The sequence below is a fragment of the Anaerobutyricum soehngenii genome, assembly GCF_009697165.1.
Taxonomy (GTDB): domain Bacteria; phylum Bacillota; class Clostridia; order Lachnospirales; family Lachnospiraceae; genus Anaerobutyricum; species Anaerobutyricum soehngenii.
Genome location: NZ_VULP01000001.1, coordinates 16,669 through 29,927 on the forward strand (window position 1 = coordinate 16,669; position 13,259 = coordinate 29,927).

The 13,259-nt window shown below is 38.7% G+C and carries 10 protein-coding genes; 5 read left to right on the forward strand and 5 right to left on the reverse strand.

Features of this window, described 5'->3' with window-relative positions; genetic code table 11:
* Window positions 1-783 precede the first annotated feature (783 nt).
* The 4 genes from FYJ25_RS00045 to FYJ25_RS00060 all read right to left on the reverse strand — a co-directional run bounded on the left by FYJ25_RS00045 (window position 784) and on the right by FYJ25_RS00060 (window position 4,199).
* Window positions 784-1,104: a branched-chain amino acid transporter permease gene (locus FYJ25_RS00045; RefSeq protein WP_154580199.1), complete on the reverse strand. Its 321-nt coding sequence runs from the start codon at window positions 1,102-1,104 to the stop codon at window positions 784-786.
* Window positions 1,101-1,832 (reverse strand): AzlC family ABC transporter permease, encoded by a 732-nt coding sequence (locus FYJ25_RS00050; RefSeq protein ID WP_154580200.1) that lies wholly within the window; start codon window positions 1,830-1,832, stop codon window positions 1,101-1,103. Before FYJ25_RS00050 ends, FYJ25_RS00045 begins: the two co-directional genes overlap by 4 nt.
* Before the next feature lie 692 nt (window positions 1,833-2,524).
* Complete coding sequence (locus FYJ25_RS00055; RefSeq protein ID WP_154580201.1) at window positions 2,525-3,742, reverse strand: D-alanyl-D-alanine carboxypeptidase family protein; 1,218 nt, start codon at window positions 3,740-3,742, stop codon at window positions 2,525-2,527.
* Between the two features lie 151 nt (window positions 3,743-3,893).
* A complete protein-coding gene (locus FYJ25_RS00060) occupies window positions 3,894-4,199 on the reverse strand; it encodes a helix-turn-helix domain-containing protein (protein ID WP_021907146.1) in 306 nt (101 codons plus the stop codon).
* Between the two features lie 402 nt (window positions 4,200-4,601).
* Between FYJ25_RS00060 and FYJ25_RS00065 the strand changes: the two genes are divergently transcribed.
* From FYJ25_RS00065 to FYJ25_RS00080, 4 genes are read left to right on the forward strand one after another with little or no spacing between them, the layout of a single operon-like run.
* Complete coding sequence (locus FYJ25_RS00065) at window positions 4,602-5,585, forward strand: TFIIB-type zinc ribbon-containing protein (RefSeq protein WP_154580202.1); 984 nt, start codon at window positions 4,602-4,604, stop codon at window positions 5,583-5,585.
* Complete coding sequence (locus FYJ25_RS00070) at window positions 5,586-6,392, forward strand: TPM domain-containing protein (protein ID WP_154580203.1); 807 nt, start codon at window positions 5,586-5,588, stop codon at window positions 6,390-6,392. It begins immediately after the preceding gene.
* Between the two features lie 34 nt (window positions 6,393-6,426).
* Window positions 6,427-7,410 (forward strand): TFIIB-type zinc ribbon-containing protein, encoded by a 984-nt coding sequence (locus tag FYJ25_RS00075; protein ID WP_243145648.1) that lies wholly within the window; start codon window positions 6,427-6,429, stop codon window positions 7,408-7,410.
* Window positions 7,411-8,217, forward strand: coding sequence for a TPM domain-containing protein (locus tag FYJ25_RS00080; RefSeq protein WP_154580204.1), 807 nt, complete (start codon window positions 7,411-7,413; stop codon window positions 8,215-8,217).
* Between the two features lie 654 nt (window positions 8,218-8,871).
* Here FYJ25_RS00080 and FYJ25_RS00085 read toward each other — a convergent pair.
* On the reverse strand, window positions 8,872-11,007 hold the full coding sequence (locus tag FYJ25_RS00085) for a BglG family transcription antiterminator (protein WP_154580205.1): 2,136 nt from the start codon (window positions 11,005-11,007) through the stop codon (window positions 8,872-8,874).
* 320 nt (window positions 11,008-11,327) lie between these two features.
* Between FYJ25_RS00085 and FYJ25_RS00090 the strand changes: the two genes are divergently transcribed.
* A complete protein-coding gene (locus FYJ25_RS00090) occupies window positions 11,328-13,205 on the forward strand; it encodes a PTS mannitol transporter subunit IICBA (protein WP_154580206.1) in 1,878 nt (625 codons plus the stop codon).
* Window positions 13,206-13,259: the final 54 nt, after the last annotated feature.

The following is a 13,259-nucleotide window of genomic DNA, read 5'->3' on the forward strand; positions in this document are numbered from 1 at the left end:
TTAAACACGCTCCGAAGCCGCATCTGGGATATGGTATTTTTTCTTTTTTCTGACTATACTAAATCTACAGTTAGTGAGAATGGGGGATTAAATACTAATTTATTTGAGGGACTAAAGAAACGAAAAGCAGAAATTTGATAGAAAAGAAAATGTGAAGATAGTCGCTTCGTAGAAAATGCCTGTTCGGCATTTTTACTGGCTCAGACATCACATTTTCTTTTCTATCAAATTTTTGCTTTTCTGTTCTTGGGCTCCAGATGGAAATTAGTATTTAAATCTTGGATGGGAATAAGGGGATTGCCTAGAAGGTTATGAAAGTTAACCAGAGAGAAATTCTCCATAAGGTAGGAATAGATAAATATAATTTTTATACAATCGAGTAAGAAAGTACCCTCTTTTGGAGATGTTCATTCTAATAAAAACCATAGACTTCTGGAGAATCCCCTTCTCTTTCCAATATAAATCACTAATTTGCTATTTGTTATCAAAACCAGACAGCCGCTAAAACAAAATTTTATGCTGAATTGTAAGAAGACTATGATAAAGAAAAAAGAATTGTTATAAGTATTGCATTTTGTGACTTTGCGCTATGGAATTCTGACCATAGGAACTTGGGACTCGTTTTTCCCAAGTTCCTGTTTTTTCTGGGCAGAATGGAATGCTTAGCGCAACGGAACAAAATCAAACTTATCACAATTCTTTTTTCTTTAGAAGACTAACTACAATTCAGCTCAATATCTTCTGCCAAAGCGGCGTCTGTGTCCCCATCAAATTAGTATTTGGTTAAAATACTCTTTGTATTAGGAACATATACAGAATTGTTCCTCCTGCAATGTTGAGCAGTGTATTCTTCTTCCATTTATGCAGGATGAAAATAAATACCAGTGCGATGAGTTCAGGTATACAGTGATTTGTTCCACCAATAGAATCTTTTAAGGAATAAATGACAAGAAGTCCAATGACTGCATTAGGGAGAACTCGTCCTAGAAATCTTACGAAGTCAGGTGTGCTGTCTGCGGAGAAAATGATAAATGGCAGAAAACGTGTAGCCATTGTGCCGAGTACGACTGCGGTAATGGTGATAATCTGTTGTGTGGTAGTCATCGTACATTTTCCTCGCTTTCGTGTGGATTTTTTACAATTTTCTTTGAATCATCTAATCTGTTCCGACATAAAAAGAAACTTAAAATAATCAATGCCATAGCTGGGATCATGAAGTTGCTTTTTCCAAAGAGGAGCAGGCAGGAGAAAGAACATATGACTCCGATTAAAGCAGGAAGGTGTCGGCTTGCTGTATCCCATTGGTCAAGAAACATAACAAAGAAAAGAGCAGTCATAACAAATTCTATTCCTGTTGTGTCAAAATGAATGACTGAACCAAGTACAGCTCCCATTGTAGCTCCAAAGACCCAGTAAATCTGGTTTAAAAGAGTTACCCATATCATAAACCATTCTCGGTTGATTTCTGGTGGAGGAGTGATAGAACAATTTACAGAGAAAGTTTCATCACACATTCCATAGATTAGGTAGAACTTTTTAATTCCCTTATAATCTTTATAAGTATCCAGCATGGAAATTCCATAAAAGAGATGTCTTGCATTTACCATTAATGCCAGTAAAAAAGAATAAACTGGGTTAAAGGAAGCCAGAAGTAGACTTATAGTTACAAATTCCATAGAACCAGCAAAAATAAACATACTCATGAAGAGTGGATAAATAAAAGAAAACCCTTTGCTGCTTGCAAAGAAACCGTAAGACATTCCCAAAAATAAAAACCCGGCACAAATTGGCAGGGTATATGGAAAAGCATATTTTAATGCGTTACGTTTCATAAATAAAGTCCTTTCGTGTTGTGCTTACCAAATTGCAGGTCATAGACGAACGAATGGCGTTGCAATTTAGAATGACCTTATTCTAGCATAGAAAAGAAGACTATGCAAAAAGGAATTTACTGTTTGATTCATTAGAGGAAACAGACGAAAATAAAACTATTAGCCCATAGCCACTGTAAAGATATCACTGCGTAGAAAATGCCTGTTTGGCATTTTTACTTGCTCTCACATTACATTGGCTATGGGCTAATAGTTTTATTTTCTGCTTGTTGGCTCCAGAAGAAATGAATGCAATAGTTTTTGAGGAGAGAAGGGGGAGAAGTCAGGAGTCTACTGCTTGCTCGAAAGGTATCTCGTCAGAAGAGGAAAAATGACATATTGCGACAATATAATGATAAATTTATCATGTAAAGTAATAGCTTGCGGCATCATATTATCATCAGTGAAGCTTGAAAAAAGGTTCAGCATAGTGAAAAAGATATCAGAATAAGCCATAACCTTCTGTCCCCTCCCCCATCTCTCTCCAAAGACTATTGCATTCATTCCTTCTGGAGCCAAAACACAGAAAAAAGAAATACTACCATATCCCAGATGCGGCTTCGGAGCGTGTTTAAGATGCAGATGAGCATCTTAAACACAGCGACTACAGAGCAGATGGGATATGGTAGTATTTCTTTTTTCGTCTGTTTCCCCTAATGAATGAAATAGTAAAATAATTTTTTGTAACACCAGGAGAAGGTCCGTTTTTTTATAGTTTGTTTAGTGTATATAGGATAACTGCGATAGGGCTTAGAATCAATATAAAGAACAACAGAGCCGACAGCAGTGCCTTTTTGAACCGGAGCAGTTAAGGATGCAGGAAGAGTTATAATACATTTTGTTTTTTCGTTAGATGAGACATATAAGCTGACGGGTTTTGGAGCAGAAAGAGTGCAGGTAGATTTATATCCTCTTTTTAAAGGGAGTTTGGAAGGAACCCCCTTGTTTAAAGGAATTTCTTTTTTGCTATAATTTTTCATCCCGTAATCCATCAGTTTTTTTGTATCTTCCCATTTATAACGGCGGTTTGGGTACCATCCACTTCCTAAAACAACAGAAATCAAATAACGACCGTCTTTTTTTACTGCGCCGACAAAACAATATCCGGCATTGTTTGTGTACCCGGTTTTTACACCGATTGCACCGTTATAGGAAGTTAAAAACAGATTTTTGTTATTTAAAGAGTAAGATTGCCCGGTTTTTAATTCTTTGATAGAAAAAGATGGTTCTTTAATGATTTTGCAGAAGTTATCATTTTTTAAGGCAAGACAGGTCAGTAAGGCAAGGTCATGGCAGGTCGTATAATGTTTGGCACTATCGAGTCCGTTTGGGGTTTCAAAAGAGGTGTGATAGCAGCCATAATTTCTGGCTTCCTGTGTCATATCTGCACAAAATTGTTCTACGGAACCTCCGATATGTTCTGCAATTGCAACGGCAGCATCATTATAAGATTCGAGCATTAATGCATAAAGTAAATCGGATAGTAAGAATTGTGAGCCACTTTTAGCTCCGAGTTTTACTTTAGGAGCAGAAGCAGCGCGTTTTGAGAATACGACTTTATCTGAAAGATTTCCATGTTCGATTGCATAGAGACAGGTCATGATTTTCGTCGTACTTGCCATTGGAAGTTCTTTTTCTTCTTCCTTGCCAAATAGAATTCTTTGGTTATCCCCATCCATAAGAATCGCTGCTTTTGCATGAAGCGAGGAAAGTTCATTGGGAATAGTACTTTCTGTTTTTAAAAAAGTATGAGCGTTTATGTCACAGGAAACAAAAAAAGATAAAAAGAAGATTGAGATAGCAAAAATCAGGAAAAAAGTATAGATGTTATATTTAAAAATATGTTTTCGACAACCAGAATAATCGTTCAAAAAAGCACATCCTTTTTAGAATGGTGGGTTTTAATAACTATGTAAGAAAACGAGAAAATATGCTAAGTAGGAATAAGTAGGAATTTGCAGCAGGCAAAGCTGTCAGAGCCAGGAGAGAGATTTCTTATGGTTCATTAGCTTTGCCAATTCATCAAAGTAATTCTAAAAAATGGAGAAGGGCTTCATATTGCTCTGAATTTAGCTTAGCTGCATAATACATTAATCGAAGCTGTTGTTCATTCAATGTTGTAGTTTTGCATTCATCTTCCAGAAAAAACTGCGATAATGTAATTCCAAAAGCATCGCAAAGTTTAGTTAATGAAGGAATAGTGGGAAGCATATTTTTACGGTACCATGAAGAAATCGTAGACTGGGTAAGCCCGGACTGTTCCGCAAGCTGGTATTCTGTCCAGTTCCTTTCTTTTCTTAGATCGACAATTCTTTTTAAAATATCCATTCAAAATCTCCTTAAATCTATTTGTTTATAAAGGAATCATAACGTGGTTTAAAACATAATTTATCTGTTAAAAGTTGAGACGTATATGTTGATTGTAGTAAACAAAAACGCTACAAAATAATATATATAGACGTATAATTAAAACTAGAATAAGAAGGATAAGGCAGATGAAATTTTCTATCATAAATAAAACTTTCAGTTTATAGTGGATAATCTATAAAAAATAATCAATCAAATCATAAATATTTCGTTGCATTTTGTTGAAAAAACCCATATAGTAAAAGTAGGAGAAATACGAAATAATAAAGAGTTTGTAATGATCGGGATGAGGTCACAGGAACTATAGTTATACTGTTTTTCCTTTATTCCGAGAGTACATTCAGAAAGAAAAGGAGGGAGTCTATGTTTTATCGTTGTAAAAGCTGTGGTGGGAATGTAACCTACAACCCAGACAAAAAGAAAATGATATGTGAGAGCTGTGGGAATGAAGGGGAGCCGGAACTGATTTCTCAGGACAAGAAACACGTATGTAATAACTGTGGTGCGGAGATTGAAGCAGATCAGATTGATTTATCGCTGAAGTGTCCATATTGTGGTACCTATGTGATTTTTGAGGACCGGATGGAGAACGAATACGAGCCGAATCTGGTGCTGCCTTTTGCAATTGATAAGCATAAGGCGCTGGATCTTCTGAAAGAAAAGTTTGCAAAGCAACTGTTTCTTCCGGGGAATTTCTGTTCATCTTCTACAATAGAGTCAATGGAAGGACTGTATGTGCCATTCTGGATGTATGACCTGCATACGCACGTGCATTTTGAAGGAGAAGCAGATAAGATCAGAACCTGGGAAGAGGGAGATTATGATTGTACGGAGACCAGTACATATCGTATTGTAAGAGATTTTGATGTGGACTATGACAAGATTCCTGTGGATGCATCAAAGGCGATGCCGGATGCCATGATGGATTTAGTAGAACCATATAAATACGAAGCATTGGGAGAGTTTGATGCGAAGTTTCTTTCTGGTTTTCAGGCAGAAATTTATGATGAAGATAAAGACACTCTTTTCCCAAGAGCAAAGAAAAAGGCAGATAAATACAGCCAGAAGTATCTTGGTGGCTATAACGTAGAATATGATGCAGTAAGACCGACTGTAAATGATAAAAAGAGCACAGAAAAAGCATCTTTTTATTCGTTTCTTCCTTTATGGCGGTATGTGTATCGTTACGGAGGAAAGAATTATGAATTCTATGTGAATGGCCAGACAGGGAAGGCAGTAGGGGAGGCTCCGACTAGCTTAAGTAAAGCGGTTGTGTGGTTTATAGCAGTTTTCGGTTCCCTCTTCTTTACAGTAGAAATGCTTCTTTATTTATTGGGGGTGATGTAAATGGCAAAGACATATCGTAGAATATTAATTTTTATTGTTATACTCGGTGTTTTAATGGGGCTGCTTGGGAAAAAATTTGCGGGGGATCAATATGTGAATATAGAACCTCGAAAGAATACAGAGTGTACCCTGACAAAGAGAGTGTTTGATGATGCAGATGTTCTTACCGATGAAGAGGAGAAGAATCTGGAGGCGTTAATTGCAGAAAAAGAAGAATTGATCGGTGGAGATCTTGTTCTTATTACAACGAATGATGCAAGTCTTGATACGATGGAGAAGCTTCGTGACTATGCACAGAATTATTATAAAGAGAATAAGCTTGGCTGGGATCAGCCTATCGGAAGCGGAGCAATTTATGTAGATGACTGGGAGACCAGATATACTTGGCTTGCCACTCGCGGTATAGTAAAAGACAGATTATCTAAGGATAATACAGACTATATTGTGGATGAAACGAATGATATTGTGAATAAAGACCCTTATAAAGCATATACAAGGTTGATAAACCTAGTAGCAGAAGAGACACAAAAGAGTCCGATGTTCCATATAAACATCAGCCCAATCTGGGTACTGCTTGGCTGTCTTGTGGTGTCTCTCATCTTTGTAGTAGCGCAGCTTTCCGGACAGGTAGGAAAAGATACAGTAAAGAAGTCTACCTATGTGAAGAAAGATGGTGTACAGTTAAACGATAAGCAGGATGTCTTCTTACATTCTCATGTGACAAGAACAAAGAGAACATCAGATGATGACAGTGGAAGTAGCTGCAGCGGAACAGACGACTTTGGCGGCAGTGGCGGTTCTCACTAAGAATTTGGCAAGATAAAAACAAAGGAGGAATCCCATGTTTTACCGTTGTAAAGATTGTGGTGGTAATGCTGTTTACGACCCAAAGAAAAAGAAGATGGTATGTGAAAGCTGTGGCAATGAGGAGACACAGGAAAAAATACTACAGGAGAAGCTTCATATATGTAATAACTGTGGAGCAGAGATTGAATCCAAAAAGACAGATCTTGCTCTGAAATGTCCATACTGTGGGACGTATGTCATTTTTGAGGACAGGATGAAAGATGCGTATAAGCCTGATCTGGCATTGCCATTTGTGATAGATAGAAAAGAAGCGATAGAGATTATAAGGAAGAATTTTGCGAAGAAAATGTTCATTCCTAAAGATTTTTGTTCGACTTCAAGTCTGGAATCCCTTCAGGGAAGATATGTTCCATTTTGGATGTATGATATGGAGACCCATGTGCATTTTGAAGGAGAAGGAAGAAAAATCAGAACGTGGACAGAAGGAGACTATGATTGTACGGAGACGAGTATATATCGTCTTGTAAGAGATTTTGATGTGAACTATGATAAGATTCCTGTTGATGCATCGAAAAATATGCCAGATGAGAAAATGGATTTAGTGGAGCCTTATAAATATACTGCACTAGGGAAGTTCCGCTCAAGATATTTGTCTGGATTCCAGGCAGAAATTTATGATGAAAATAAAGAAGAACTTTTGCCGAGGGCACAGAAAAAAGCAAAGAAATATACAGAGGGTTACCTTGATGAGTATAACAATAGTTATAGCAGTGTGAAACCTGCTATTAAAAAAGTAGATAGTAAAGAAATGAACTCCTACTATACATTTTTACCGGTATGGCGTTATGTATACCGTTATCAGGGAACAAATTATGAGTTTTTTGTTAATGGTCAGACGGGAAAAGCAATAGGAACGCCGCCGACCAGCAAGGCGAGAATGTTCTCATGGTTTGCAGCAGTTACGTGTTCACTGTTCTTTCTTGCGGAAATGATTCTGTATTTTCTGGAGGTGGCATAAATGGGGAAAATCTGGAGACGAATTTTAATAGGAATCGTTATACTCGCCGCGATTATAGGCATCGTGGCAAAATTGCTTGAGCCGGAAGAATACACCAATACAAAACCTCGTCAAAATACAGAATGTACAATCACGCAGAGAGTATTGGATGAAGCGGGCAAAATGACTGATAAACAGAAGAAAGATCTTGAAGCTCTGATTGCAGAAAAAGAACAGCTAATTGGCTGTGATATCGTTATCCTTACAATAAATGAGCCGGGGCTTGATAGTTATGATGAAATCCGAGACTATGCACAGGTATATTATGAGGATAACAAATTTGGCTGGAATAAAGCTAATGGAGACGGGATCATTTATGTGGATGACTGGGAAACGGGATACACCTGGATGTGTACAACTGGTCTTGCAAAAACGAGACTCGATGATACGGACACAGAACAGATTGTGGATAGTGCCAACGAAATCGTAAATGATAATCCATATGAGGCTTACACATCTATTGTAAATAATGCAGCAACCATGATTCAGACAGGCCGTTCCTCTTATGTGCAGATTAACCTGATGATTGTCTTTCTTGCAGCAGCAGTAATTGGAGCCATTTTTGTAGGTGTCCAGTTAATCGGACATGGAGGAAAAGACACTGTTCTAAGGTCTACCTACGCAAAAGGAGGAGTGCAAATGAATGAAAAGCAGGATATCTTCCTGCATTCCCATGTGACCAGAACGAAACGACCGAGTAAAAGCAGCGGTGGCGGAGGAAAAGTCGGAGGAACTGGAGGACATGGCGGAGCCGGAGGAAGGCATTAATATAGTAATTTGTAGATTTCGTATAGACGAAAAAAGAAAAAATACCATATTCCATCTGCTCTGTAGTCGCTGTGTTTAAAATGCTTATTCGCATCTTAAACACGCTCCGAAGCCGCATCTGGGATAGGGTATTATTTCTTTTTTCTGACTATCCAAATCTACAGTTGGTGAGAATGGGGATTGCCCAGAAGGCTATGGTTTTCATTAGAATGAATATCTCCAGAAGAAGATACTTTCTTACTCGATTGTATAAAAATTACATTTAACTACTCCTACCTCATGGAGAATTTTTCTCTGGTTAGCTCACATAATCTTTTGGAGAATCCCCTTCTCTTTTCAACAGAAATCACTAATTTGCTATTAAAAACAGACAGCCGCTGAAGCAAAATTTCCTGCTGAATTGTAAGGAAACTATGGTAAAGAAAAAAGAATGGTTATAAGTATTGCATTTTGTGACTTTGCGCTATGGAATTCTGACCATAGGAACTTGGGACTCGTTTTTCCCAAGTTCCTGTTTTTCTGGGCAGAATGGAATGCTTAGCGCAACGGAACAAAATCAAACTTATAACCATTCTTCTTTTCTTTAGAAGACTACTACAATTCAACTCAATATCTTCTACTAAAGCGGCGTCTGTTTCCCCAGCAAATTACTATTTATACCTTTTCTGCACCGGATGTTTTTAGATGGAGTCTTGTTTGTACTGTTGATTTATAAAATCGTAGTAATATTTCTTCTAGTTGTTTTGTAAAGCTCTCTTTGTTAAGGCTTTGTAATGCTTTTAAAAGTGCTGGTTCTTCTAAGAGCGCACCGATTACCTCACTGGTTACCGGGGCAGCAACTTCACTTGCAGGTCCCGAGGGAATCAGAGATACAATAGCGCCCCGGATAATATGTCCACGTTCATAGATTGGTGGTTCAAGCTGGACGTAACCGAAGCAGGAGGTAGAAATTTCTGTACTTCTTCCGTGAAGGAGAAGTGCCTGAAATGGTTTGATATAGGTATCAGCCAGGTTATCTCTGTCTTTTAATATTTTGTATAAATGTGCCTGCATGTCGGAAGTGTCGGCATACAGGGAGGAACAGTAAGAGATTATTTCATCTCTGTTTTTCAGGATTGGAGCCTGATTGATGTAAATATTGCCGAGCAGTTCATAGATTTCGCTTCCAATGGCGGAGAGAAATTCTACATCTTTTCTACAGATTGAGGAATCAGAAGGAACTTCGGGTTCTTTGATTTCTTTTTCCTGTGCCTGTCTTTTCTGTTCCTGAATGACTTTGATGCGAGAATCGAGCAGTATTTTATCCTGACGGGTTAATATTGGATTGACGTGGATGTATGGGTAGGCAATCTCTAGCTTTACAGTGGAGATAACAAGGTCAACGCCTTCTTCCTGTAATCGAATATTATCTAATTCAAAAGCGGAGGTTATACCGCGGATATCAAGGTCAGGGTATTCTTTTTTCAAGCTCTCTGTGAGAAGTCTTGAACTTCCGATTCCAGTTGGACAGACAATCATAACAGAAAGCTTTTTGATTTCTTTTTCAATACGTTCTATTGCCATTGTGAAATAAAGGGTAATAAAACCAATTTCGCTGGCGGGAACTTTTTTTATGCCAAGAATCGGACAGAGGAGAGAAAGTCCCTCTTCACAAGCCTTATATACAGAAGGATAACTTTCCTGAAATTCCTTTAACAGCGGATTTTCTACGGGAATTCCAGCGCGGAGTCTGGCAATGGTCGGTTGGATATGTCCGCTTAATTCTGTGAGGAGCCGGCTGTCTCTCATAAAGTTTATATGTAAAATTTCGTTGACTTTTTTTATGATGGACAGGGTAATCTGATGTACGTCAAGGTTTTTTATATCAGTTAAATCTCTGCTTCCAGATGGCCATATACGCTGTCCGGAAATAAAGACAGCCATATAGATGGTCTCATCGACAGAAATAGATAAATGGAAAAACTGGCGTAGTTCCTTCATAATATATTCGGAAACGGCATACTCCGGCTGGATAGATATTTCTGCATAAGACTGTTTGAGTTCTTTGATAAACCGTCCTTTTTGCATTCTCTGTACACAGAGGGAAGTGTATACAAGCAAGTGTAAATATCCATTGTCAGAAAGCTGCATACCAAGCTGTTTCTGACAGCCGCCAAGAATGTGATTAACCTCGGCCATTACTTCGCCATCAATTTCATTGATAAAATTTCGGTCTGACAGAAACTTCTTGTCCTGGAGATTGCCAATGGAGTGATGTTCATTTACCTGTTTACATATGAAAGAAGTCAATGCCTGTCTTCTTGCGATTTCTGTTCCTTCTATAAATACACCAAGTCCGGGACGGCGGACGAGCTTTAGCTGATACTTTGTAAACCAGGTTTCAAGCTGGTTAAGGTCAGCAGTAAGTGTACCCTCGGAAATCTCGAACTTTTCTGTGAAGTAGTAAGATTTAATCGGCTCTTCTGCGAGGAGAAGGTCATGACATAAGAGAGTCAGCCTTTCTGGGCGGTTATCTGCAGGAGCGGAGCTATTTGTATCTTTTTCATCTAAAAGAGCAGCTAACTCTTTTAATCGTTCTGGTGTCTCGTCAATTAAAAGTCCTACACTTCGTTTGCGTACAAAGCAAAAGCCATTATGCTTCATCCATTTTTCAACGGTTGGCAGTTCGCGCTGGACGGAGCGGTCGCTGACACCGAGTTCTTCTGAAATGATACCGATTGTCACAGGGCTGTCCGGTGAAAAGCGGAGCAGAATGCGGATTATTTTATCTGCGCGTGGTGTGAGCTGCATGATTTTTTCTTCCTTTCCTATTCTTCCTCTTATTATACAATCTTTTACTGACAAATACTTCTTGTGAAAATGCACAAAAGAGCGACAAAGAAATTGGGTATATTGATGATAAAGTGACAGTTTGTCGGGAAGTCTTACCGACAAAGTTGCGGTATCATTCCTTTGAATTTTGTCATTTTGTGCTTTACAATAGAGACATAGAAAACAAGGGCAGTGCAAAAAAGCACAGTGTCAATATCCCAAAAGCCGGAGGCAAAACGTAAAACGGAGACAGGTATTAAGCCGATGGGGAGGGGCAAAAAAGAGAGGAGATATGTAACATGAAAAACGCAGTACAACGTTTTGGTAAGTTCCTTAGTTCAATGGTAATGCCAAATATCGGAGCATTCATCGCATGGGGCTTCATCACAGCATTATTTATCGAAAAAGGATGGCTTCCAAATGCACAGCTTGCAACTTTAAACGGACCAATGCTTAATTACTTACTTCCAGTCCTGATCGCATTCCAGGGTGGTAAGTTAATCGGTGGAGACCGAGGCGGAGTAATGGGTGCAATCGCAACCATCGGTGTAATCGTTGGAGCACCTGATTATCCAATGTTGATGGGTGCTATGGTAATGGGTCCTTTGGCTGGTTTTGTTATTAAAAAGTTTGACCAGGCAATGGACGGAAGAATGCCAGCCGGATTTGAGATGTTAATTAACAACTTCTCCATTGGTATCTTCGGTATGTTATTAGCCATCGTTGGTTACTATGCAATCGGGCCTTTCATGAGTGCCGTACTTGTAGTATTAAAAGGTGGTGTTCAGGTACTTGTAAATCATAACCTTCTTCCACTCGCAGCAATCTTTATTGAGCCAGCGAAGGTATTATTCTTGAACAACGCAATCAACCATGGTATCTTTACTCCTATCGGAATTGAACAGGCAGCAGAAGCTGGTAAGTCCATCATGTATATGTTAGAGGCTAACCCAGGTCCAGGTCTTGGATTACTTCTTGCTTACTGGGCATTTTCTAAGGATAAAGCAACAAAGGATTCCGCACCTGGAGCAATTATCATTCACTTCTTCGGTGGTATCCATGAGATTTATTTCCCATACATCCTTATGAACCCATTAGTAATCGTTGGACCAATCGCAGGTAATATCTGTGCAATCCTTTTCTACAGTATTACAAAAGCAGGTCTTGTAGGACCTTCTGCACCTGGTTCTATCATCGCATTTATGTCAATGTCACCAAAAACATCTATCGCAATCACAGCACTTGGTGTTCTGATTGCAGCAGCAGTATCTTTCTTAGTTTCTTCACCGATCGTTAAGATGGCAGGAAGCAAGAGTCTTGAAGATGCACAGAAAAAGACAAGCGACATGAAAGCTGAGTCCAAAGGACAGGCAGCAGAAGTTCTTTCCGGAGCAGATGTTAAGACAGATGACATTAAGAAAATCGTTTTCGCGTGTGATGCTGGTATGGGATCTTCCGCAATGGGAGCAACAAAGTTTAGAAATCGTATTAAACCTTTAAATCTTGGAATTACAGTAACAAATACATCCGTAGACAATGTTCCTGCAGACGCAGATGTCGTTGTATGCCAGTACATTTTACAGGACAGAGCAGTGAAGAGTGCACCACAGGCAAGATTAGTAGCAATCGGAAACTTCCTTCAGGATCCTAACCTTGATACATTCTATGCAGAGTTAGAGGGACGTGCAAATGCTACATCCGCTCCAGCTCCAGCAGTAGAGGCAGAACCTGAAGTAAAAGAAGAAAAGAAAGCAAAAAAAGCTGTCCTTAAAAAAGAAGGTATCAAAACAGGATTAAAGAGTGTAGACAAAGAAACAGCAATTCGTGCAGCAGGTCAGCTTTTATGTGACCTGGGCTTCGCAAATGAAGATTATATTCAGGCAATGGTTGACCGTGAAAATATGGTATCTACATACATGGGTATGGGAGTTGCAATCCCTCACGGAACATCCAATGCAAAAGAAACCGTTAAAAAATCTGGTATCGTAGTAATGCAGTATCCAGAAGGTGTTGACTTTGGTGATGAGAAAGCATATCTCGTAATCGGTATTGCAGGTGTTGGTGATGAGCATCTTGAGATTCTTGGAAACATCGTAGCAAGTCTTGAGGACGAAGAACTTCTCGAAACACTGAAAAAGAATGCTGACGTTGACACTATCATGAAAACTTTTGGTTAAAATAAATAACAAAGGTGAGTAATTAAATTAAGTAAAAATTATATTAAAAAATCA